The organism is Arthrobacter zhaoxinii, from assembly GCF_024385505.1.
Taxonomy (GTDB): Bacteria; Actinomycetota; Actinomycetes; order Actinomycetales; family Micrococcaceae; genus Arthrobacter_B; species Arthrobacter_B zhaoxinii.
Map to the genome: position 1 here is coordinate 1 of NZ_JANFLT010000001.1, position 22411 is coordinate 22411.

Annotated in this window: 19 protein-coding genes, 1 tRNA gene and 1 rRNA gene; 10 read left to right on the forward strand and 11 right to left on the reverse strand. The window is 65.4% G+C overall.

Going from position 1 to position 22411, the window contains the following annotated elements:
* From NNX37_RS00005 to NNX37_RS00020, 4 genes are all read right to left on the reverse strand, one after another.
* Positions 1–74, reverse strand: a 16S ribosomal RNA gene (locus NNX37_RS00005); the annotation flags it as partial.
* 642 nt (positions 75–716) lie between these two features.
* The gene (locus NNX37_RS00010; RefSeq protein WP_255789835.1) at positions 717–1505 is read right to left on the reverse strand and encodes an MBL fold metallo-hydrolase; all 789 of its coding nucleotides are present in this window, start codon (positions 1503–1505) and stop codon (positions 717–719) included.
* A 7-nt stretch (positions 1506–1512) separates the two neighbouring features.
* Positions 1513–2619 carry a branched-chain amino acid aminotransferase gene (locus tag NNX37_RS00015; RefSeq protein WP_255789836.1) on the reverse strand — a complete coding sequence of 369 codons (1107 nt, stop codon included), beginning with the start codon at positions 2617–2619 and terminating at the stop codon, positions 1513–1515.
* A gap of 61 nt (positions 2620–2680) precedes the next feature.
* Positions 2681–3745: a 3-isopropylmalate dehydrogenase gene (locus NNX37_RS00020; protein ID WP_255789837.1), complete on the reverse strand. Its 1065-nt coding sequence runs from the start codon at positions 3743–3745 to the stop codon at positions 2681–2683.
* 133 nt (positions 3746–3878) lie between these two features.
* On the opposite strand from NNX37_RS00020, the gene NNX37_RS00025 reads away from it, so the two are divergent.
* From NNX37_RS00025 to NNX37_RS00050, 6 genes are all read left to right on the forward strand, one after another.
* Complete coding sequence (locus NNX37_RS00025; RefSeq protein ID WP_255789838.1) at positions 3879–5069, forward strand: sensor histidine kinase; 1191 nt, start codon at positions 3879–3881, stop codon at positions 5067–5069.
* Between the two features lie 5 nt (positions 5070–5074).
* Positions 5075–5797, forward strand: a complete 723-nt coding sequence (locus NNX37_RS00030; protein ID WP_255789839.1) for a response regulator — start codon at positions 5075–5077, stop codon at positions 5795–5797.
* Positions 5798–5801: 4 nt separating this feature from the next.
* Positions 5802–6116, forward strand: coding sequence for an MmcQ/YjbR family DNA-binding protein (locus NNX37_RS00035; RefSeq protein ID WP_255789840.1), 315 nt, complete (start codon positions 5802–5804; stop codon positions 6114–6116).
* 67 nt (positions 6117–6183) lie between these two features.
* Positions 6184–6954 carry an ABC transporter ATP-binding protein gene (locus NNX37_RS00040; protein ID WP_255789841.1) on the forward strand — a complete coding sequence of 257 codons (771 nt, stop codon included), beginning with the start codon at positions 6184–6186 and terminating at the stop codon, positions 6952–6954.
* A 2-nt stretch (positions 6955–6956) separates the two neighbouring features.
* On the forward strand, positions 6957–9464 hold the full coding sequence (locus NNX37_RS00045; protein ID WP_255789843.1) for an ABC transporter permease: 2508 nt from the start codon (positions 6957–6959) through the stop codon (positions 9462–9464).
* Between the two features lie 111 nt (positions 9465–9575).
* The gene (locus NNX37_RS00050) at positions 9576–10088 is read left to right on the forward strand and encodes a hypothetical protein (RefSeq protein ID WP_255789844.1); all 513 of its coding nucleotides are present in this window, start codon (positions 9576–9578) and stop codon (positions 10086–10088) included.
* A 60-nt stretch (positions 10089–10148) separates the two neighbouring features.
* Here NNX37_RS00050 and metG read toward each other — a convergent pair whose 3' ends face one another.
* The 6 genes from metG to ilvD all read right to left on the reverse strand — a co-directional run bounded on the left by metG (position 10149) and on the right by ilvD (position 19106).
* Complete coding sequence (gene metG, locus NNX37_RS00055; RefSeq protein WP_255789845.1) at positions 10149–11708, reverse strand: methionine--tRNA ligase; 1560 nt, start codon at positions 11706–11708, stop codon at positions 10149–10151.
* A gap of 109 nt (positions 11709–11817) precedes the next feature.
* Positions 11818–13413, reverse strand: a complete 1596-nt coding sequence (gene serA / locus NNX37_RS00060) for a phosphoglycerate dehydrogenase (RefSeq protein WP_255789846.1) — start codon at positions 13411–13413, stop codon at positions 11818–11820.
* 149 nt (positions 13414–13562) lie between these two features.
* Positions 13563–14588: a ketol-acid reductoisomerase gene (gene ilvC, locus NNX37_RS00065; RefSeq protein WP_255789849.1), complete on the reverse strand. Its 1026-nt coding sequence runs from the start codon at positions 14586–14588 to the stop codon at positions 13563–13565.
* A 49-nt stretch (positions 14589–14637) separates the two neighbouring features.
* A complete protein-coding gene (ilvN, locus tag NNX37_RS00070; RefSeq protein WP_255789851.1) occupies positions 14638–15150 on the reverse strand; it encodes an acetolactate synthase small subunit in 513 nt (170 codons plus the stop codon).
* A 3-nt stretch (positions 15151–15153) separates the two neighbouring features.
* Positions 15154–17058: an acetolactate synthase large subunit gene (locus tag NNX37_RS00075; protein WP_255789852.1), complete on the reverse strand. Its 1905-nt coding sequence runs from the start codon at positions 17056–17058 to the stop codon at positions 15154–15156.
* A gap of 344 nt (positions 17059–17402) precedes the next feature.
* Complete coding sequence (gene ilvD / locus NNX37_RS00080) at positions 17403–19106, reverse strand: dihydroxy-acid dehydratase (protein WP_255789853.1); 1704 nt, start codon at positions 19104–19106, stop codon at positions 17403–17405.
* 149 nt (positions 19107–19255) lie between these two features.
* Between ilvD and NNX37_RS00085 the strand changes: the two genes are divergently transcribed.
* Positions 19256–19735, forward strand: a complete 480-nt coding sequence (locus tag NNX37_RS00085; protein WP_255789854.1) for a hypothetical protein — start codon at positions 19256–19258, stop codon at positions 19733–19735.
* 17 nt (positions 19736–19752) lie between these two features.
* Here NNX37_RS00085 and NNX37_RS00090 read toward each other — a convergent pair whose 3' ends face one another.
* On the reverse strand, positions 19753–20718 hold the full coding sequence (locus NNX37_RS00090) for a 2-hydroxyacid dehydrogenase (RefSeq protein WP_255789855.1): 966 nt from the start codon (positions 20716–20718) through the stop codon (positions 19753–19755).
* 134 nt (positions 20719–20852) lie between these two features.
* Between NNX37_RS00090 and NNX37_RS00095 the strand changes: the two genes are divergently transcribed.
* The 3 genes from NNX37_RS00095 to NNX37_RS00105 all read left to right on the forward strand — a co-directional run bounded on the left by NNX37_RS00095 (position 20853) and on the right by NNX37_RS00105 (position 22384).
* On the forward strand, positions 20853–21170 hold the full coding sequence (locus NNX37_RS00095) for a hypothetical protein (RefSeq protein WP_255789856.1): 318 nt from the start codon (positions 20853–20855) through the stop codon (positions 21168–21170).
* A gap of 117 nt (positions 21171–21287) precedes the next feature.
* Positions 21288–21360, forward strand: a tRNA-Lys gene (locus NNX37_RS00100).
* 112 nt (positions 21361–21472) lie between these two features.
* Positions 21473–22384 carry a hypothetical protein gene (locus tag NNX37_RS00105; RefSeq protein ID WP_255789857.1) on the forward strand — a complete coding sequence of 304 codons (912 nt, stop codon included), beginning with the start codon at positions 21473–21475 and terminating at the stop codon, positions 22382–22384.
* Positions 22385–22411: the final 27 nt, after the last annotated feature.

The following is a 22411-nucleotide window of genomic DNA, read 5'->3' on the forward strand; positions in this document are numbered from 1 at the left end:
AGTCATCGTTCGACTTGCATGTGTTAAGCACGCCGCCAGCGTTCATCCTGAGCCAGGATCAAACTCTCCGTAAATGTGTTACAGACACAGACCGGGGACCAAGGAAAATTGGTCGACCGTCCTGCACGAAATTCGAAACCGGCTAAAAAAACCGTCCCATACCCACGGGGTGGGCGGAAACGGCCTGTTCAACCAATCAATATAAATAAATTGGTATCAATAAACTTGGCACACTATTGAGTTCTCAAACAACAGACGCAATCCGAAAATACTCGGGAAAACAATGTTTTCCTTTTCTTCTTCGCTGCAGGTTTTATATCTTATTTCATTCCGGCGTTATTTGCAATTCGCGGTTTCCCTCGTCGGGACCCCGTGAAAAGCGTTCTCCGCCGTTCCGGACCCAGCATCAACCGGAGTCTTTTCCATCGGCCCTGCGAAGGGCACGCACTGGTTGGACTCTGTTTTTTGTTGGGGTTTGGCCGCCATGCTCGGGCGCTTTTCCAGCGTCCCGGCCGCGGCGACTCATGCAACTTTACACATCGGTTCCGGTCCTAGCAAACCGGATCGAGGTGATCCGCCGCACAGGCTTCGGGACCCTTTTTCCAATCCCCGCCCGGCGGCCGATAAGTCCATTTTAGGACTCCCCCGCATCCTCGATGCAAGCCCGCCGCCGGTTGTCCTCGTCACAGATTTCCCGTAGTGCGGGTTGAGCGTCCCTAACCCTCGCCGCGGAGATACGCCAGCTGCGCGCCCACCGACAGCTCGGCGGCGGAACGGACGTTTGCCGGTACATCTGAATAGACCAGATCGGCTATCTCGGCGGACCCGGCGTGGGGTCCGGTCTGTGCCAACGCTGCCCGGATCTGTTCCAGCCGCTCTTCGCGGTGGTCCCGGTAGGTCAGGACCAGGGAGCTGAGGTCCGGCTGGACCGGGCCGTGGCCGGGAAGGACCGTGGCCGGGCCCAGTTCGGAGAGCCTGTCCAGGGTGTCCAGATAATCGCCGAGGGTTCCGTCCGGGTAATCCAGCACGGTGGTCCCCCGGCCCAGGATGGTGTCCCCCGTGAGAATGGAACCGTTGGGGCCGTCGTCGGGAAGCCAGAAGCAGACCGAATCCGAGGTGTGGCCCGGTGCTGCCAGCACACGGATGGTCACGCCGGCCGCGGAGATTTCCTCATCGGCCCTCAGGGGCACCCCCGCCACGCAGTAGGTGGGATCGAACGCCCGCACCGGCGCCCCGGTTAGTTCTGCGAACCGCCGGCTGGCCTCCGTATGGTCCCAGTGCCGGTGCGTGATGAGGACCAGCTCCACGGTTCCGGCATCCGCCAGGGCCTGCAGGTGCCCTTCATCCTCGGGCCCCGGGTCTACCACCACCGTGCTTCCGGATCCGGGCGCAGCCACAACGTAGCTGTTGGTCCCGTCCAGCGACATGGGACCCGGGTTCGGCGCGAGCCGTACGCGGGTCAGGTCACTGCTGCGGACCAGTCCGGATTCCGGAAGCATGGACATGATCTGCCTAGGCCAGTCGGGTCAGCCAGCCGTGGGTATCCTCCACGGTGCCGGTCTGGATGCCGAGCAGCTGCTCGCGGATGGACATGGTCACTTCGCCGGGCTTGGCGTCGGCCGAGCCGATGACCTCGTCCTCGGTCTTCAGCTGGCCGATCGGAGTGATGACGGCGGCCGTGCCGCAGGCGAACACCTCGGTGATGTCACCGGAGGCAATGCCGTCGCGCCATTCGTCCAGGGTGATCTTGCGTTCCTGGACATCCATGCCGCGGTCGCGGCCCAGCTGCAGCACCGAAGAGCGGGTGATGCCGTGCAGGATGGTGCCGGACAGTGCGGGGGTGACCAGGCGGCCGTCCTTGAAGACGAAGAAGACATTCATGCCGCCGAGTTCTTCAACGGCGTTGTCATTGAATTCGTCCAGGAACAGTACCTGCTTGCAGCCGTTCGCTTCGCCTTCCATCTGGGCAATGAGCGACGCCGCGTAGTTGCCTCCGCACTTGGCTTCCCCGGTGCCGCCGCGGCCTGCGCGGGCGTACTTGGTGGAGAGCCAGATGGATACGGGCTTCAGTTCCCCGCCGAAGTAGTTTCCGGCCGGGGACGCAATGACCCGGTAGGACACTTCACGGGCCGGGCGGACACCCAGGAACGCCTCGGTGGCGATCATGAACGGGCGCAGGTACAGGGCAGCGCCTTCGCCGTCCGGGATCCAGTCCTGGTCCAGTGCCACCAGCCGGCGGATGGACTCCATGAAGAGCTCCTCGGGCAGCTCCGGCAGGGCAAGCCGGCGGGCCGAGAGGTTCAGGCGGGCAGCGTTGGCCTCCGGACGGAAACTCACCACCGAGCCGTCTGCGTGGCGGTAGACCTTCAGGCCCTCGAAAATCTCCTGGCCGTAATGAAGCACTCCGGCGGCCGGATCAATGGAGATGGGGCCGTAGGGCTCGATGCGGGCGTTCTGCCACTCCTGCTCCCCGGACTCCCCCGCCTTCCAGTCAATGACGGCGGTGTGGTCGGTGAAGTAGTCGCCGAACCCGGGGTTCGCCAGGATGGCTGCGCGCTCGGCGGCGGGCTTGGGATTGGTGGAAAGCTCCTGGGAAAATTCCAGTGCGCTGACGGTCATGATTCCTCCACTGTGAACGGCAAAAACCCGTTCTATGACTACTTGTTGGCTATGAACGAGCTTATGACACCGCGGCGGCGATGGCATTGCCGACCTCAGCGGTGGTACGCCGCGTTCCGTCCCTGCCGGCAAGATCCTCGGCTACCGCGGACTCCACCCGGCCGGCTTCTTCGTCCAAGCCCAGGTGTCGAAGCAGAAGCGCCGCCGAAAGGATGGCTGCGGTGGGATCGGCCTTTTGCTGCCCGGCAATATCGGGAGCTGACCCGTGGACCGGCTCGAACATCGAGGGGAAGGTGTGGTCCATGTTGATGTTTCCGGAGGCCGCCAGACCGATCCCGCCGGTGATCGCCGCGGCAAGATCCGTAATGATGTCTCCGAACAGATTGTCGGTGACAATCACGTCGAAGCGTGACGGATCGCTCACCATAAAGATGGTCGCTGCGTCTACGTGCAGATAGTCATGGGTGATGTCGGGGAACTCCTGCGCCATCTTCTCCACCGTGCGCTTCCAGAGCCGGCCGGCGTTCACCAGGACGTTGTGCTTGTGGACCAGGGTCACATGGCGGCGCGGCCGGGCGGCGGCCCGGACGAAGGCGTCGCGCACCACTCGTTCCACGCCGTACGCAGTGTTCAGGGATACCTCGGTGGCGATTTCCTGCGGGGTGCCTTCCCGCAGCACTCCTCCGTTTCCGGCGTAGGGACCTTCGGTTCCCTCCCGGACCACGATGAAGTCGACGTCGCCGGGTGCAGCAAGCGGGCTGTCGACGCCCGGATAGAGACGCGAGGGCCGCAGGTTGACGTAATGGTCCAGGCTGAAGCGCAGCTTCAGCAGCAGTTCCCGTTCGATCAGCCCGGAAGGGATCTGGGTGTCTCCGGGTGCCGCACCTACGGCACCGAACAGGATGGCGTCGTGTCCCTTGAGTGCTTCCAGGGTTTTTTCCGGAAGGGTCTCCCCGGTTGCCAGCCAGTGCTCCGCCCCCAGCGGATACTCTGTCAGATCAAACTCGACGGGGCTGGAACCCGTAACCGCCAGCAGCACCTTTACGGCTTCGGCGGTGACTTCGGGGCCGATCCCGTCTCCGGGGATGACGGCCAGGGAAATAGTTCGGGGTGTTTCGTCGCTCATGCTGCCCATCCTAGGAAGTCGGTCCAGATACCGGGCAACCCGTCCCGCATCGTGGACATCCGGGATGGCCGCCCCGGGAATTCAACCCGCAGTATGACGCGCGGACGCCCGAACACCCCTAAAGTTTGGTTCCATGCTTGTGCACCGACGACTCTATGCCTGGCTGCAGGCGAACTCCGGGAAAGTGAACTTCTGGCAGGCAATCGCTGCCACGCTCATCTTCGCCGTCCCCTTCCTGCTCACGCGCGGCGGACAATACGTCGAGTTCGTCCTCTCTGCGGCCATCTGCATGAGCCTCGGCTGGCGCCGCAGCCGCCCGGTGGCGGCAGCCGCCGTCCAGGCCGCCGCCTGCGTCCTCCAGCTCTTCCTGGTCCCGGTCACCGGCCTGCCGGCAGACATCTTCGTGCTGGTCACCGTGTACTCCCTGGCCGCCTTCGCCCCTCGCTGGGCGAGTATTGCCGGCCTGGCCCTGGCCGTCGTCGGCGGGGCACTCTTTTTGCTCCGGTACATCTTCCCCGACATCGCCGGGGCGAGCATTTCCGTCATCGCCTTCATCGACCTCGTCGCCATCGAAGCGGTGGTCCTGGTGGCGTGGACATTCGGCGACCTGACCCGCACCCGGCGGCTGGCCGTGCAGGCCCTCGAGGACCGCGCACACCGGCTCGAAGTGGAACACCAGCAGGAACGTGAGCTCGCCGCCGCCGATGAACGCAGCCACATTGCCCGCGAAATGCATGACATCGTGGCGCACTCACTCTCGGTGATCATCACCCAGGCCGACGGCGCCCGGTATGCGAGCGCAGCGGACCCGGATATCGCGCCGAAGACTCTGGGAGTCATTGCGGAAACCGGCCGCAGTTCCCTGCGGGAGATGCGCCGCCTGCTCGGCGTCCTGCGCGGCGACGAAGCCGCCTCCACCCGTCCCCTCCCTTCCCTGGCCGACGTCGAGGAACTACTGGGCACGGTCAAGCGCAGCGGATTGGAAGCCGCCTTCAGCGTCACGGGCACGCCGCGGCGCCCCCTGCCGCCCGGTGCGGAGCTGACCGCCTACCGCGTGATCCAGGAATCCCTCACGAACGTGCTCAAACACGCAGGACCGGATGCGAGCGCCAAGATAGCCCTGCAGTGGACGTCGGCGGGCCTGGAACTCGGCGTCAATGACAACGGTCTGGGCGCGGCCTCGGCCCTGCACGACGACGGCGCCGGGCAGGGCATCAAGGGCATGGCCGAGCGGCTGTCCCTCTACGATGGAACGTTGACGGCCGCCCCTGCGGTCGGCGGAGGATTCCGCGTTAAAGCATTCATTCCCTACACGGAGGCCTAGCACCAGTGCCGGATTCCCCCTGGACAGCAGCGTCCGACCCGTCCGCCCAGCCCGCGGAACCTATCCGGGTACTCCTCGTTGATGACCAGCAGCTGGTACGCGGCGGCTTCCGGATGCTGATCAATTCCCAGCCGGACCTCAGGGTTGTTGCCGAAGCCGGCAACGGACGCGAGGCCCTGGCAGCGCTGGCAGCCGTGTCCGCCGACGTCGTCCTCATGGACGTGCGTATGCCCGGGATGGACGGCATCGAAGCCACAGCCCGGATCCTGGACGGAAGCAGCGGCGGCGGGCCGAAGGTCGTAGTCCTGACCACCTTCGACCTGGACGAATACGCGCTCTCCGCCATCCACGCCGGCGCCAGCGGTTTCCTGCTCAAGGACGCACCACCTGAGGAACTGCTGGAGGCCATCCGGACGGTGTACCGCGGGGACGCCGTCATCGCTCCCTCCACCACGCGCCGGCTGCTGGAGCACGTCGCTCCCCTGCTGCGCCCGGCCGGCGCCCCGGGCAGCCGGCACGCCGACGCCGTCGCCTCCCTGACCCCGCGCGAACACGAGGTATTCACCCTGATTGCGCAGGGCCTGTCCAATCCGGAGATAGCGGCGAAGCTGTACCTGTCCGAAGCCACCGTGAAAACCCACGTGGGCCATATCCTGGCCAAGCTGGAGGCCCGGGACCGGGTGCAGGCCGTGGTCATTGCCTACGAGACGGGGATTGTCGCACCCTAGGGACATGGTGACCGTCGACGACGTCCGCTCCATCTGCCTCTCCCTCCCCGGCGTGACGGAACGCCTCAGCTGGAAGCAGCCAGCCTGGTTCGCCCGTACCCTGATGGCACGGATGTGGGAGGACAACGTCCTGACCGTGAAGAGCGCCGAACGCGAGGCGCTGGCGGGGCTGCAGCCGGACCTATTCTATTGGACGCCGCACCACGACCGGTCCCCGCTGCTCCTCCTGGCCCGGCTGGAGCATCTGCCTCCGGATGAACTGTCCGAGCTGCTCCAGGAGTCCTACCGGCTGGCCGGGCCGCTTCCACCCACGGTATGAGACACGGAGGAAAAGACCCGTCCGCCCTCCGATGTGGGCACCCCTGGCTGGTCCATACTCTGGCGGTATGACATCACTTGCACAGCATTCCCCTGCGGCCGGCGCCGGAAAACCGCGTCTCGCCGCCGCCGCCCAGCTCCTGAACAAGACGTACGGAACCGGCGACACCCGCGTCCATGCGCTGAAGGACGTGGACGTCAGCTTCGAAACCGGGACCTTCACCGCCATCATGGGCCCCTCCGGCTCCGGCAAATCCACCTTGATGCACTGCCTCGCAGGCCTGGACACCACCGACTCGGGACGCATCTGGGTAGGCGGGACCGAAATCACCGGGCTGAAGGACGCCGAGCTCACCCGCCTGCGCCGCGACAGCGTCGGGTTCGTTTTCCAGTCCTTCAACCTGGTGCCCACACTGACCGCGGAGCAGAACATTACGCTGCCGGTGTCCCTGGCCAACGGCACCGTGGACCGCGAATGGCTGGACTTCATCACGGAGACCCTCGGCCTCCGGGACCGGCTCCGGCACCGCCCGCATGAGCTTTCCGGCGGACAGCAGCAGCGCGTGGCCGTGGCCCGTGCCCTGCTGACCCGCCCGCACGTGCTCTTCGGCGATGAACCCACCGGCAACCTGGACTCCAGGTCCGGTGCCGAAGTGCTCTCACTCCTTCGCCGCTCCACCAAAGAGTTCGGCCAGAGCATCATCATGGTCACCCACGACCCCGTGGCTGCTTCCTACGCGGACCGCGTGGTCCTGATGAACGACGGCGAGCTGGTCGGGGAACTGGCGCAGCCGACTCCCGAATCCGTGCTCGCCGCCCTCACCCAGCTGGGGGCGTAAACATGCTGCAGGTAGCCTTGGCGCAGGTGCGCCTGAATGCCCGGCGGTTCATCGCCGTTTCCCTGGCGGTGCTGATTGCCGTCGGCTTCCTCACCGCAACCCTCATCATCAATTCCTCGTCCAAGGCCTCGCTGACGCAGAGCGTCGGCGAGGCATACCGGAACGCCGATCTGCTTGTCACCAGCGATATGTACAGCGCGGACTCGGCCGTATTGGATGAAGACACCGCCGCCCTGGTCCGGGACACCCCCGGCGTCGACGGTGTCTATGCGGCCCGGCAGGCCTACGTCACTTTCGGCGAGGGCCGGGACAACGTTTTCGCCCAGCTGGCCAACACCTCCGACTACGCGGATCTCTTCCCCGTGGAAGTGCTGCAGGGCACGCTGCCCGCTGCCGACAACGAATTAGCCGTGGACAAGCAGACGGCCGAGCTCCACGAGCTGTCAGAGGGATCGGTCTTGCCCCTCACCTCCTTTATCGCTGACCCGACGGGTGAACAGCAGACGGCGGAGTTCACAGTCACGGCACTGGTTTCCGACTCCAACGACCCCCAGGCCATGGGCACCCCGCAGCTGTATTCGACCTCTGCCGCGGTGGATGGGTTCGCCGAACCGGAGACCGGTTTCAGGAGTATCCAGGTGGCACTGGCAGACGGGGCCGCGCTGGAAGACGTCCGCGCGGCACTGCAGGAAGACGTCAGCGGTATGGCAGGTGTCTCCGTCCGGACCGCGCAGGAGCAGACAGACGAAATGGTTGCTTCCATGACCGGCGGGAAGGACATCCTCACCACCATCCTGCTCGCCTTCGCTGCCGTGGCCCTGTTGGTCTGCGCCCTGGTGGTCTCCAATACCTTCTCGGTATTGGTGGCCCAACGCACCCGCGAACTCGCCCTGCTTCGGTGCATTGGTGCAGCCCGCTCACAGATCCGCCGCGCCGTCATTGTGGAAGCGCTGGTTGTGGGCATCGTGGCCTCGATTGCGGGAGTCCTTGCGGCCGTCGCACTGATGGGCGGAATTATCGCTTATCTGAAAACCATCCCGGAGAGCGGCTTCGCGACGCTGGCGGTCTCCCCGCTGGCTGTGATGGTCGGCCTGGTGGTGGGCGTCGCGATGACAGTGCTGGCAGCATTGGTTCCGGCACGCGCTGCAACGGCCGTCGCGCCTTTGGCAGCCCTGCGTCCCGCCGACGACGTCCGCGCCGGCACAAAACGCGGCCGGGTCCGCCTGTCCATCGGCATGGTGCTGCTGGCTGCCGGTGCCGCCCTGCTGGCCGTCGGCACGGCAACGAATAACCTGCTCGTGGCTTTGCCCGGCGGCATGCTCAGCTTCATCGGTGTGCTGATGTGCGCCACCCTCTTTGTTCCTTTCCTGGTCCGTACCGTCGGCAGGATTGCTGCGCCTCTGGGAGTGCCGGGCAAACTGGCGGCACTCAACGCCGTCCGCAACCCCCAGCGCACCTCCGCCACGTCCTCGGCCCTGCTGATCGGCGTCACCCTGGTCACCATGATGATGACCGGTGCGGCAACCGTCCGGACTTCCCTGGACGGCGTGCTGGCCGCCGGGTACCCGGTGGATGTCAGCATCAGCGGCGCCACCGACAAGTCGCCGTTCACCTCGGCCGATGCCGACGCAGCGCGTGCCGTGGAGGGTGTGCGGGAAGCTGTGCTGGTACCTTCGGCCGGAATGGCCGAGACCGAAAACGGACCGTACGGTGTTTATGCCCTGACCCCTGAGGACGCCGCGAAGGTAGTGCGGGACTCCGCATTGGAACTGGATGACGGCATCATCCTGATGCCGAAGGGAACCGCAGACAAGACGGTCACGGTGCAGGGGGCTTCCGGGAGCGTCGAGCTGAAGGTTGTGGTTTCGGAAAGCCAGGCGCTGCAGCCGCTGATCACTGCCCGGACCGCCGAAACCCTCGGCGGCCTGCCCGCCGCAACGGCGGACACCTACATTCCGCAGCCGGAGCTGTGGCTGTCCGTTGTGGACGGCCTGAACACCAACGAGCTGATGGACCTGCGCACCGACCTCGCCGCGGCGGTGGACGTGGAGGACTACGCCGTCTCGGGTTCGGCCATCGAGCGGGGGGCCTATGAACAGGTCATCGACGTTCTGCTTCTGGTGGTTACCGGCCTGCTGGGAGTGGCAGTGGTTATTGCCCTGGTGGGTGTGGCCAACACACTCTCCCTCTCCGTACTGGAACGCACCCGGGAATCCTCGCTGCTGCGCGCCCTCGGTCTCACCCGCGGCCAACTGCGCGGCATGCTCGCGCTCGAAGCCGTGCTGATTGCCGGCGTGGCGGCCCTGATGGGCAGCGTGCTGGGGTCGCTCTACGGCTGGCTGGGGGTGGAATCAGCGCTGGGGGCCTTCGCTGCCGTCGCGCCGTCGCTCCCCTGGCTGCAGTTGACTGCTGTCCTGGCCGTAGCGATCCTGGCGGGTCTGGGGGCGTCCGTGCTTCCGGCCCGGCGTGCGGCCCGGCTCTCCCCCGTGGCAGGCCTGGCCGCGGACTAGCTCCTCGCGGTCCGGGCGCGGATCTGCAAGGATACTGAACAGGATGAATTACTAAGCAGGCTGATTTCAGCCGGCACTACGAGATACATCCGGACAACGTGAGGAGAGCACATGCAGCAGTCCCAGACGGAACACGAATCATTGGCCGCCTACCTGGACGACCATCTGGTCGGGGCAGAGACGGGCGTCCGCCTTTTCACCGCCGCGCAGCGCACCTGGGAAGGATCTCCCTATGAGGAAACCTTCGCCCGGCTCGCGGAGGAAATCTCGGACGAACGCGACGAACTGGAATCCCTGATCCACGCGCTGGGTTATTCGCGCAGCAAGGTCAAGGCTGCGGCCGCCATGGTGGGCGCGGCAGCCGGAAAGCTGGGACCGCTCAATCCGCTCAGCACCGGCGGCGGCGCCACGGGGCAGCTGGAACTGGAATCCCTGCAGTCCCTGGTGCGGATGAAGGAATCCCTGTGGCGGACCCTGCTGGTGCTGTCCGCCACGGATCACCGGTTCAACACGGCCCGCCTGCAGGAGCTCACCGAAACCGCCCGGCGTCAGCAGGAAGAAGTCGCCGGCGTGATGGAACGGACGGCCGCGCAGCGGTTCCTCGGCTCAGCCGAATCCGTCTGACCTCCGCAGGATCCAAAAACACCCCCGGCAGTCTGCCGGGGGTGTTTTTTGCTGCCGGGCCTATTCGGCCGGTTCTTCGTACTTCGGGAAGATAGGCGCCGGGGCCGGCAGTTCGGTGCCCGGCACCAGCGGGGTGCCGATGGCGCTGAACAGGCGGGCATCGCCGTCGGGCTGGCCCAGGACAGTAAGCAGCTTACCCGCGCTCTGGGGCATGACCGGCTGGATCAGGATCGCCACGATGCGCAGCACCTCCAGCGTCACGTAGAGCACGGTGGACATGCGCTCGACGTCGGTCTTCCGCAGCACCCACGGTGCCTGGTCGGCGAAGTAGGCGTTGGTGTCGCCGAGGACCTTCCACGTGGCTTCCAGTGCGCCGTGGAAATCCTGGACGTCGTAGGCCTCGCGGGAAAGCTGCAGCAGGTTCCCGGCCGCTTCCAGCAGCGCAGTGTCCTCGGGGGCGAACGCCCCGGGCTGCGGTACCGCCGCGCCGCAGTTCTTGGCCACCATGGACAGCGAACGCTGGGCGAGGTTGCCCAGGTTGTTGGCGAGGTCGGAGTTCATCCGGCCGACGACGGCGTCGTGGTTGTAGGAGCCGTCCGCGCCGAAGGGTACTTCGCGCAGCAGGAAGAACCGGACCGAGTCCAGCCCGTACTGTTCGGCCCATGCTTTCGGCGCCACCACGTTGCCCAGGGACTTGGACATCTTGACGCCCTTGTTGTGCAGGAAGCCGTGGATCATGATGCGCTTCGGCAGTTCCAGCTTCGCGGACATCAGGAATGCCGGCCAGAAGATGGCGTGGAAACGGGAGATGTCCTTGCCGATCACGTGCACATCGGCCGGCCAGTACTTCTTAAAGGCTTCGCTCTCCGTATCGGGGAAGCCGACGCCGGTGAGGTAGTTGGTCAGGGCGTCCACCCAGACGTACATCACGTGGTCCGGGTTGCCCGGCACCGGGACACCCCAGTCAAAGGTGGTGCGGGAAATGGAGAGGTCTTCCAGGCCGCCCTTGACGAAGCTGATGACTTCGTTGAACCGCGAGCGCGGCGCGGCGAAGTCCGGCTGGGACTCGTACAGGGCCAGCAGCCGGTCCTGGTAGGCGGAGAGACGGAAGAAGTAGCTTTCCTCTTCCGTCCAGGTCACCTCGGTGTCCGTCTCCTTGGAGTAGCGGACACCGTCCTCGCGGACTTCGGTTTCGTCTTCGGTGTAGTAGGCCTCGTCCCGGACGGAGTACCAGCCGGCGTACTTGGAGAGGTAGATGTCGCCGTTCTCCTCCATCCGCTTCCAGATGGCCTGCGCGGCGGCGTAGTGGTCCGCGTCGGTGGTGCGGATGAAGCGGTCATAGGAGGTTCCCATGTCCGCTTCCATCTGCAGAAAGGCGGCTGAGTTGCGGTCCGCGAGTTCCTTGGCGGTAACGCCTTCCTTATCCGCGGACTGCTGCATCTTCAGGCCGTGCTCGTCCGTGCCCGTCATAAAGAACACGTCGTAGCCGTCGAGGCGCTTGAAGCGGGCCATGGCGTCGGTGGCGATGTGCTCGTAGGCGTGCCCGATGTGGGGTTCGCCGTTCGGGTAGGAGATGGCCGTGGTGATGTAGAACGGGGTCTTGGAATCGGAAGAAGTCACATAAGAAAATTACCCTGTTTTGCCCGCCGGTGTCGCACTGCGACGGCGCCGGCCCCGCTGTTGCGGAAACCGGCGCCGGATCGGCGGACTGATCGGCGGCGTGTTCCTGCTAGTCCTGCAGGTCCACTTCCCGGGCCACGGTGGCACCGATTTCGACCTTCAGCGCTTCCAGCACGTCCTGCGGCACCGAGGAGTCCACGGTCAGCAGGGACAGGGCCTGGCCGCCCTCGGAGTTGCGGGCCACCTGCATGCCGGCAATGTTGATGTCCTTTTCACCCAGGACCCGGCCCAGGGCGCCGATGACGCCGGGACGGTCCTGGTAGATCAGCACAATGAGGTGCTCGCTGATGGGGATTTCCAGGTCGTACCCGTTCACGCCCACGAGCTTCTGGATCTGCTTCGGGCCGGTGAGGGTGCCGGAAACCTCCAGCCGGGTGCCGTCGGACAGGGCGCCGCGGATGGTGAGCAGGTTTCGGTAGTCGTCCACATCCGGAGTGGTCAGCAGCCGGACCTCGATGCCGCGCTGCTCAGCCAGGACCGGAGCATTCACGTAGGAGACCTGCTCCGACACGATGTCGGTGAAGATGCCCTTCAGCGCTGCCAGTTCCAGGGCCTTTACGTCGAGGGCGGCAATTTCTCCGGCTACCTCGATGTCGATGGCGGTCACTGAGTCCGAGGCCAGGGCAGTGAAGATCCGGCCCAGCTTTTCGATCAGCGGGATGCCCGGGCGGACGTCCTCGGCGATGACGCCGCCTGCCACGTTCACGGCGTCGGGCACCAGTTCCCCGGCCAGGGCCAGGCGGACGGACTTCGCGACCGAGATACCGGCCTTTTCCTGGGCTTCGGCGGTAGAGGCGCCCAGGTGCGGGGTCACCACCACGTTGTCCAGGGCGAAGAAGGGCAGGTCGGTGCTGGGTTCCTTCACGAATACGTCGACGCCGGCGCCGGCGATCTTTCCTGCCTGCAGCGCCTCGAACAGGGCTGCTTCATCCACGAGGCCGCCGCGGGCCACGTTCACCACGTAGGCGGTGTCCTTCATCTTCTCGAACGCCTCGGCGCCGAGCATCCCCAGCGTTTCCGGGGTCTTGGGCATGTGGATGGTGACGAAGTCGGACTCCGCCAGCAGCTCATCCAGGGACACCAGCCGGACGTTCAGCTGCGCAGCGCGGGCGGAGGTGACGTACGGGTCATAGGCGAGGATCTCGGTGCCGAAGCCCTGCATGCGTGCGGCCACCAAAGCGCCGATGCGGCCCAGCCCGATGATGCCGATCTTCTTTTCGAACAGTTCGGTGCCGCTGTACTTGGAGCGCTTCCATTCGCCGTTCTTCAGGGCGGCGCTGGCCTGCGGGATATTCCGGGCCAGGGACACGATGTGGCCCACCGTCAGTTCGGCCGCGGAGATGATGTTCGACGTCGGCGCGTTGACCACCATCACGCCCGCGTGGGTGGCGGCCTTGATGTCCACGTTGTCCAGGCCCACGCCGGCCCGGGCAATGACCTTGAGGTTCTTCGCTGCGGCGATGGCTTCCGCGTCCACCTGCGTGGCGGAGCGCACGAGGATGGCGTCGACGTCGGCAATCGCGGACAGGAGCTGGGAGCGGTCGGCGCCGTCCGTGGTACGGATGTCAAAGTCGGGGCCCAGGGCCTCAACAGTGGCGGGCGAGAGTTCCTCCGCAAGGAGTACGACTGGTTTGGTGGCAGACACCGGTGACCTCTTCACTTTGGATGTACTGGGGCTTTTCGCGCAGGAGGCCGGACCCGCGGGCCCGGCCTCCTTGCCGATTCGGCTTGCTTTTCGAGCTTATCGCGCAGGTGCGCGGGCCGGTCGAATCGGCGCCGGACGTTACGGTCCGGTTAGCGGGCTACCGAGCCCTCGGTGTAATCGTCGTCGTTCTTGATCCAGGAGAAGAGCTTGCGCAGTTCGCGGCCGGTGCCCTCGATGGGGTGTTCCTCGCCCTTCTTGCGCAGCGCCTTGAATTCCGGTGCACCGGCGTCCTGGTCGTCGATGAAGCGCTTGGCGAAGGCACCGTTCTGGATGTCGGCCAGGACGGCCTTCATGTTTTCCTTCACGTGCTCGTCAATGACGCGCGGGCCGGAAACGTAGTCGCCGTATTCCGCGGTGTCGGAAACGCTCCAGCGCTGCTTGGCGATGCCGCCCTCGACCATCAGGTCAACAATGAGCTTCAGCTCGTGCAGCACCTCGAAGTACGCGACCTCCGGCTGGTAACCGGCCTCGGTGAGGGTTTCGAAGCCGTACTGGATCAGCTGCGAGGCACCGCCGCAGAGCACTGCCTGCTCGCCGAAGAGGTCCGTTTCGGTTTCTTCGGTGAAGGTGGTTTCGATGACGCCGGCGCGGGTGCCGCCGATGGCCTTGGCGTAGGACAGGGCCAGTTCCTTGGCGGTGCCGGAAGCATTCTGCTCGACGGCGATCAGGTCCGGCACCCCGCGGCCGGCTTCGAATTCGCGCCGCACAATGTGGCCGGGGCCCTTGGGCGCCACGAGGGCGACGTCGACATCGGCCGGCGGCTTGATGTAGCCGTAGCGGATGTTGAAGCCGTGGCCGAAGAACAGGGCGTCGCCGGCCTGCAGGTTCGGGGCAATCTCCTCCGCGTACACGAAACGCTGGACCTGGTCCGGGGTCAGGACCATGATCAGGTCCGCTTCGGCGACGGCATCCGCCACGTTCAGCACCCGCAGTCCCTCGGCCTCGGCCTTGGCGCGGGAGGCGGAGCCTTCCTTGAGGCCCACGCGGACGTCGACGCCGGAATCACGCAGGCTGAGCGCGTGGGCGTGGCCCTGGCTGCCGTAGCCGATGACGGCGACGGTACGGCCCTGGATGATCGACAGGTCTGCGTCGTCGTCGTAATACATGTCAGTCACTTTGGTTATCTCCTACTGGTTTCTGAGGACAAGGGTCGGTGGTGGGAACTCAGGCGCTGCGCAGCGCGCGGTCACTCATGGATTTTGAGCCGCGGGCAACGGCCAGGGTTCCGGATTGGACTATTTCGCGGATGCCGAAGGGCTCAAGCACTGCAAGCAGTGCGGTGAGCTTCTCGGCGGTTCCGGTTGCCTCGACGATGACTGAGTCGGTGGAGACGTCCACTATCGAGGCGCGGAACAGCTCGGCTGCCTGGGTTACCTGCAGCCGTGTTGCGGCGTCCGCGCGGACCTTGACCAGGATGTGGTCCCGCTGCACGGAGGAATCGGGAACCAGCTCGACAATCTTGATGACGTTGACGAGCTTGTTCAGCTGTTTGGTGACCTGTTCGAGCAGGTCACCCTCGGCGTCGACCACCACGGTGATGCGGGACATGCCCGGCACCTCCGAGGGGCCCACAGCCAGGGAGTTGATGTTGAAGGCCCGGCGGGCAAACAGCGAGGCGACACGGGTGAGCACGCCGGGAACATCTTCTACCAGCACGGAAAGGGTGTGGCGGGCCATGTCCTAGTCCTCCTCTTCCCAGGTGGGAGTCATGTTGCGGGCAATCTGGATCAGGTCGTTGCTGACACCGGTGGGGACCATCGGCCACACCATGGAGTCGCGGCTGACCACGAAGTCGATGACGACGGGCCGGTCATTGATCTCCAGTGCCTGCGCGATGGTCGCGTCAATGTCCTCGTCGCGTTCGCAGCGCAGCCCCACGCAGCCGTACGCTTCGGCGAGCTTCACGAAGTCCGGGATCCGCACGGTGTCATGCCCGGTGTTGAGGTCCGTGTTGGAGTAGCGGGACTCGTAGAAGAGGGTCTGCCACTGCCGGACCATGCCCAGCGAGGAGTTGTTGATGATGGCGACCTTGATCGGGATGTTGTTGATCAGGCAGGTGGCCAGTTCCTGGTTGGTCATCTGGAAGCAGCCGTCGCCGTCGATGGCCCAGACCACCCGGTCCGGTGCGCCGACCTTGGCGCCCATGGCCGCCGGCACCGAATAGCCCATGGTGCCCAGGCCGCCGGAGTTCAACCAGGCCCGCGGGCGTTCGTACTTGATGAACTGGGCGGACCACATCTGGTGCTGGCCCACGCCGGCCACGTACACGCCTTCGGGTCCGGTCATCGCACCGATGCGCTCGATGACCTTCTGCGGGGCAATCAGCCCGTCTTCGGGAGTGGCGTAGCCGATGGGGTAGGTTTCGCGCAGCCGGTCCAGCACGGCCCACCACGCGGAGATGTCCGGTTTCCCGGTTTCGAACTGTCCGCGCACGGCGTCGGCCAGCTCGGGCATGATTTCCTTCACCGAGCCGACAATCGGCACATCCGCCGGACGGTTCTTGGAGATCTCCGCCGGGTCGATGTCCGCGTGGATGACCTTGGCGGCGGGCGCGAAGGAGCTCAACACGCCGGTCACCCGGTCATCGAAGCGGGCGCCGAGCGTGATCAGCAGGTCGGACTGCTGCAGGGCGGTCACTGCGGATACCGAGCCGTGCATGCCCGGCATGCCGACGTGCTGCTGGTGCGAGTCGGGGAAAACGCCGCGGGCCATCAGGGTCGTGACCACCGGAGCGCCCACCAGTTCGGCCAGCTCGAGGAGTTCGGCGGATGCGTTGGCTTTGAGCACGCCGCCGCCCACGTAGAACACCGGCCGGTGTGCGGCCGCGATGAGGCGGGCAGCTTCGCGCACCTGCTTGGAATGTCCGCGGACCACGGTCCGGTAGCCCTGCAGATCGATCTTCGGCGGCCAGGAGAAAGTGGTCTTTGCCTGCTGCGCGTCCTTGGCAATGTCGACGAGGACCGGACCGGGCCGTCCCGACGTCGCAATATGGAAGGCCTCGGCCAGCACGCGGGGAATGTCGGCGGCATCCGTCACCAGGTAGGAGTGCTTGGTGATGGGCATCGTGATGCCCACGATGTCGGCTTCCTGGAAGGCGTCGGAGCCGATGAAGGCGCTGGAGACCTGCCCGGTGATGGCAACCATCGGGACGGAGTCCATGTGGGCGTCGGCAATAGCGGTGACGAGGTTGGTGGCACCGGGCCCCGACGTCACGATGCAGACACCGGCGCGTCCGGTCACCATGGCGTAGCCCTCGGCTGCGTGGCCGGCGCCCTGCTCATGGCGCACCAGGATGTGGCGGATCTTCGTGGAGTCCATCAGCGGATCATAGGTGGGCAGGATGGCGCCGCCGGGAAGTCCGAAGACTTCGTCGACGCCGAGTTCCTCAAGCGAGCGGACAATGGCCTGCGAGCCGGTCATCTCGGTGGGCGGAACAAGGTTGTTGGGCCCCTGGATACGCTCATCCGCGGCGGTGGAGGCAGACGCGGAACCGGCTACGTCCTTGGTTTTGGCGGCCGCCGCGCGTGCAGCGGCGTGTGCCTTTGAGGCCATCAGCGAAGGGCTGATTGGCGATCCCTTACTCATCGGAACTTCCTTTGCGGATGCTAATCCATGGTCAATGCGGTCATGCGACGGCCGGCCCGGGTGGTGCCCGGTACGGCTTCTGTGTTCAGCGAAGCCAAAACTGACGATGCCAATAAAAAAACCCCTCGTGCCTGTGGGCTCCGTAGGGGTTCGCGCGTAACGTCTTAGACAAGTCGGGCTGTTACGCCACGCGCTTGATAAGGACGACGGGTACGATCTGCATACCGTTCAGTCTCGCGTTCCCCTACAGGGGTGTCAATTACCTGAGACGTCAGTCTCATTATGTGGACTGGGGCACCCCTGGGCGGAAGGCACTCCGGAGCCTTCCGCCTGGGGGAGGCCTATCAGCCGCAGTAGGCCCCGGTGGACGCGGAGTTGACCAGTTTGGTGTACTTGCCCAGGACCCCGGTGGTGAATTTTCCGGGCAGCGGCTGCCAGCCGATTCTGCGGGCTTCCAGCTCCTCCGGCTCCACCAGCAGGTCGAAGCTGCGCGCGGCGATGTCCACGCGGATCCTGTCACCGTCCTTCACAAAGGCGATGGGGCCGCCGTCGACCGCTTCGGGTGCCACGTGGCCGATGCATAGGCCCGTGGTGCCGCCGGAGAACCGGCCGTCAGTGAGCAGCAGGACGTCCTTGCCCAAGCCGGCGCCCTTGATGGCGCCGGTGATGGCGAGCATTTCGCGCATTCCCGGTCCGCCCTTGGGGCCTTCGTAGCGGATGACGACGACGTCGCCGGCGTGGATTTCTCCGGCGTCGAGGGCATCGAGGGCACCCTGTTCACGCTCAAAGACACGGGCGGTGCCTTCAAAGATGTCGGCGTCGAAGCCTGCACTCTTTACGACGGCGCCCTCCGGGGCCATCGAGCCGTGCAGGATGGTGATACCGCCGGTCTTGTGGATGGGGTTGTCCATGGCGCGCAGGACCTTCCCGTCGGGGTCCGGCGGGTTGATGGCGGCCAGGTTCTCCGCCACGGTCTTGCCGGTGACGGTGAGGCAGTCGCCGTGGATCAGGCCGGCGTCGAGCAGGGCCTTCATGATGACGGGCACGCCGCCGATCTTGTCGACGTCGAACATGACGTAGCGGCCGAACGGCTTCAGGTCGCCGAGGTGCGGGATGGTGTCGCCGATCCGGTTGAAGTCCTCGAGGGTGAGGTCCACTTCGGCTTCGCGGGCGATGGCGAGCAGGTGCAGCACGGCGTTGGTGGACCCGCCGAAGGCCATGGTCACGGCAATGGCGTTTTCGAAGGCCTTCTTGGTCATGATGTCCCGGGCGGTGATGCCCTTGCGCAGCAGGTTGACCACTGCCTCGCCGGACTTGCGGGCGAACTCGTCGCGGCGCCGGTCGGCGGAGGGCGGGGCGGCCGAGCCCGGCAGCGACATGCCCAGGGCTTCACCGATGCAGGCCATGGTGTTGGCGGTGTACATCCCGCCGCAGGCACCTTCGCCCGGACAGATGGCCCGCTCAATCGAGTCCAGGTCCTTCAGGCTCATCTTGCCGGCGGCGCAGGCGCCCACGGCTTCGAAGGCGTCGATCAGGGTGACTTCCCGTTCGCTGCCGTCCTCCATTTTGGCGAAGCCGGGCATGATCGATCCGGCGTAGAGGAAGACGCTGGCCAGGTCCAGGCGCGCGGCCGCCATCAGCATGCCGGGCAGGGACTTGTCACAGCCGGCCAGCAGCACCGAGCCGTCCAGGCGTTCGGCCATCATCACCGTCTCCACCGAGTCCGCAATCACTTCGCGGGACACCAGGGAGAAGTGCATGCCCTCGTGGCCCATGGAAATACCGTCCGAGACGGAAATGGTGCCGAACTGCATGGGGAAGCCGCCGCCCGCGTGGATGCCTTCCTTGGCACCGGTGGCGAGGCGGTTCAGGGAAAGGTTGCAGGGAGTGATCTCGTTCCAGGAACTCGCGACTCCGATCTGCGGCTTGGCAAAGTCGTCGTCGCCCATCCCCACGGCGCGGAACATGCCGCGGGCAGGAGCCGCGTGTATGCCGTCCGTGACTACTCGGCTGCGGGGTTTGATGTCCGGTGTGTTGTCTCCGCTCATGGGTTGATCGTAGGACTTAAGCCGTCAGTGTTCGCCCTTATGACGGACATCCGCAGCTCTTGTTACGGCCTGTGAACGGCAGATGAAGTTCTGGCACGGAGCGGGGCCGGGCTTCCCGAATAGGGGGACGGTGTTCATAGACTGGGGGTATGACATCGGATACAGGATTTCCCCATCCGGACGCAGCTACTGTCCCGGGCACAGACGCCGGCACCCCCACCAGCGACCAGCTGAAGCGGGTACTGCGGCGCGTCTTCGAATCCCAGATCCCCAATTACGGTGACTACAACCTGGTGCTGGCCACCCCGGGACTCGACGGCGAAACCGGCTTCTATGTGCTGGGTTACCGGTGGCGTCCGGCCGAGGTGGTGTTCGCTCCGTTCGACGCCGCCACCCTGGCCGGGCTGGAAGTGCCCACGTCCGTGAACACCACCAACCTCAGCCATACGGATGAACTGGACGCGGATGCCTATGAGGTGGGCACCAGCACCGGGCGCATCTTCCAGTTCGCCGTCGAGCCGCAGGCCGTCCTTCCGGCCGCCGGCGCAGAAGGTGGGCGCCTGCTGGAGCAGGCCGCCGACTGGGAGGATTTCCGCTCCTTCGTGGACTCCTACCTGGAACTGGCCTAACGCCCCGGTCCCGCTGGCTACGCCCAGGGGCCCGGGCGGACCAGATTCAAGGGTTCTTTTCCTGCCGCCAGCCGGGCCACCTGCTCGCGCAGCAGGGCCTTGATCCGCGGCTCGAACGCTGCGGTGTTCCCACCCCAGTGCGGGGTAATGATTGCCCCGGGCGCCTGCCGCAGGGGGTGTCCGGCGGGCAGCGGCTCCGGGTCGAAGACGTCCAGGGCAGCACGCAGCCTGCCGGACACCACTTCCTTGGTCAGGGCCTCGCTGTCCACCACCGCACCCCGAGCCACGTTGACCACCAGCGCCCCATCCGGCAGCGCGGCGAGGACACGGGCGTCGATCAGGTGCCGGGTCTGCTCGTTCAGCGGAGTGATCACCACCAGGATTTCTGCACGGGGGGCCAGATCTGCCAGTTCCCCCGTGCCGTGCACGGCACCGTCGTCGTCCGTCCGGGCCGTGCTGCCCACCCGGGTGAGTTCGACGTCGAAGGGCCGCAGCCGTGCGGCAATCTCGCGGCCGATTCCGCCCACCCCCACCAGGAGGACGCGCCGGTCCGCCAGACCGGGGTACCGGAGCGCTTCCCACCGGCCCTCATGCTGGGCGCTCAGCGCAGTGTCGATCCCCCGCTGTGCGGCAAGGATCAGGGTGAGGGCCATTTCCGCCGTGGCAGCCGCGTGGACTCCGGCAGCGCTGGCAATGGCCGTTTGATCGCCCACCAGTTCGGGCAGCCCGTCGTAGCCGGTGGACTGTGCCTGCAGAAGCAGCAGGTTCGGCACCCGGTCCAGTGCATCTCCGTAGTCGGCGCCATTGGCGTAGGGCAGCACCACCGCGTCGATCGCCTCGTATGCCACTCCTTCCGGCTCGCCTGTCAGATCCCAGAGGACGGCGTTCATGCCTTCGGGCAGCGGCTGCAGGGCGTCGAGGAGCTCGGGGGTGGGCACGGTCAGGGTGCGTACCGGGACCTTGCGGGAGTCAATGTCGGCCATGGCAGCCAGCGTAACCGGTGTCGCCCCGGGAGGCGGGACGGCGTCGGGAGGCCGGCCGGGGTCCGCAGCTATGGACAGCGGCAGGTACCCGCCGTAACGTGAAATGTGCCTTCCGCCGACCGAAGGATGCCGCCGTGACTCGAAAGTCCTTGCTCTTCACAGCCCTCGGGGTGGGATCCGCTGCAGCGGTCCTCGCGGCGGTGGAGCGGATGCTGGGGCACGGCGTGGTCCGGCTTGCGGCAGGAATCGACACCGCCGGCGTGCCGGATCCGGACCTGCCGGTCACCCCGGTCCCCCGCGATGCTGTCACGACCGTGACCACAGGCGACCTGGCGTCGAACCTACCTTCCCGGACCTGGGTGGTGGACAACGGCAGCGAATGGGAGGGAACTCCGGGTGAACTGGTGGTCCTCCCCTATTCCGGCAGTACCCCGGACCGGGATGCAACGTGAAACGGAACACAAAACCCCGGAAAATTTCGTCCTCCGGCGAAACTGCTGGTAGTGTTTCATGTCGTTGCTGATGGCAAGTGCGCAAGAGATACTGCCGGTTTCCATCACCTCGAATGCGCACCTCTAGCTCAATTGGCAGAGCAATTGACTCTTAATCAATGGGTTCCGGGTTCAAGTCCCGGGGGGTGCACAAATCAAAACCCCGTCCGATCAGGTTCATCGCCTGAACGGGCGGGGTTTTTGTTTACAAGAGGTCGATCAAGGTCTGCTAGGGGCTCCCCTAGTGCATTAGGGTAAATGGCATGACAACCATCCCTATAGAGGACCTTGATGAAGCCGGGCTGAACCCGCCTCTAATGACGGTCGAGACCCTGGACGATTTCAAGCCTTCCCCGGATGCGGGCGCGAGCCGTTACCGGCACGTAATTGCGTCTGGCGAGCCCTTTGATGCGCTCCTCGTGAACAAGGAAACCGATGTACTCGTCGTCAGCCTGCACGGGGCTCTGGACCGCCGGAAGTACACGCTGCCGCGTTTTGAACGTATGCGGACCATCATCAGCAACGACGTTTCCAGCATGTACTTTGCTGACCCGGCCCTGACTCGGGAGGACAATATCCAGCTCGCCTGGTACACGGGCTGGGACGGGTTCGACGCGCAGCAGGCCGTAGCGGACTGGTCCGTCACGGCAGCGAAGTCTATCGGAGCAACCCGGATCATGTTTGCCGGATCCTCAGGAGGGGGCTTCGCGTCCCTGCAGATATCCGCGCTTGTCCCGGGCAGCGTGTGCTTGTCCTTTAACCCACAGACATCAGTCCATGGTTACCTAACGAGGGGTGAGGCCAAGGGCGTCGACGCGCAGCGCAAATACCTGGAGGTCGTCCGCCCGGACCTTGCGACCGACAGTATCTGGAAGATGGACTATGAGCCGGACTGGAGTCTCCCCGCCGGCGACAGAATGTCGGCTCTCCGCCGGTACTCACACCCGTTGGAAAACTATGTCTACACGGTCCAGAACGTGAACGATTTTCACTACCGGGACCACTACTATCCGTTCCTCGGCGCCTGCGCGAGGGGCGGGAACCTGCCCCGGGTCAGAGCGGCCGAGTACGAGGGTGGCCATCTGCACGATTCGCCGCCTCCAGCGGTGGTCTTGAGCGCACTGGCGGCTGCTCTTGAATGGACACGTGAGCTACCCCCGGCCAACTTCCAGTAAAGACGGCCTCTGCCCAGATTTAGCGCA

Excerpts from the sequence above, each read along its gene's own strand:
- NNX37_RS00010 (WP_255789835.1), bottom strand. The coding sequence starts at position 1,505 with ATGTCCATGCTTCCGGAATCCGGACTGGTCCGCAGCAGTGACCTGACC.
- NNX37_RS00015 (WP_255789836.1), bottom strand. The coding sequence starts at position 2,619 with ATGACCGTCAGCGCACTGGAATTTTCCCAGGAGCTTTCCACCAATCCC.
- NNX37_RS00020 (WP_255789837.1), bottom strand. The coding sequence starts at position 3,745 with ATGAGCGACGAAACACCCCGAACTATTTCCCTGGCCGTCATCCCCGGA.
- NNX37_RS00025 (WP_255789838.1), top strand. The coding sequence starts at position 3,879 with ATGCTTGTGCACCGACGACTCTATGCCTGGCTGCAGGCGAACTCCGGG.
- NNX37_RS00035 (WP_255789840.1), top strand. The coding sequence starts at position 5,802 with ATGGTGACCGTCGACGACGTCCGCTCCATCTGCCTCTCCCTCCCCGGC.
- NNX37_RS00040 (WP_255789841.1), top strand. The coding sequence starts at position 6,184 with ATGACATCACTTGCACAGCATTCCCCTGCGGCCGGCGCCGGAAAACCG.
- NNX37_RS00045 (WP_255789843.1), top strand. The coding sequence starts at position 6,957 with ATGCTGCAGGTAGCCTTGGCGCAGGTGCGCCTGAATGCCCGGCGGTTC.
- NNX37_RS00050 (WP_255789844.1), top strand. The coding sequence starts at position 9,576 with ATGCAGCAGTCCCAGACGGAACACGAATCATTGGCCGCCTACCTGGAC.
- ilvN (WP_255789851.1), bottom strand. The coding sequence starts at position 15,150 with ATGGCCCGCCACACCCTTTCCGTGCTGGTAGAAGATGTTCCCGGCGTG.
- NNX37_RS00075 (WP_255789852.1), bottom strand. The coding sequence starts at position 17,058 with ATGAGTAAGGGATCGCCAATCAGCCCTTCGCTGATGGCCTCAAAGGCA.
- ilvD (WP_255789853.1), bottom strand. The coding sequence starts at position 19,106 with ATGAGCGGAGACAACACACCGGACATCAAACCCCGCAGCCGAGTAGTC.
- NNX37_RS00085 (WP_255789854.1), top strand. The coding sequence starts at position 19,256 with ATGACATCGGATACAGGATTTCCCCATCCGGACGCAGCTACTGTCCCG.
- NNX37_RS00090 (WP_255789855.1), bottom strand. The coding sequence starts at position 20,718 with ATGGCCGACATTGACTCCCGCAAGGTCCCGGTACGCACCCTGACCGTG.
- NNX37_RS00105 (WP_255789857.1), top strand. The coding sequence starts at position 21,473 with ATGACAACCATCCCTATAGAGGACCTTGATGAAGCCGGGCTGAACCCG.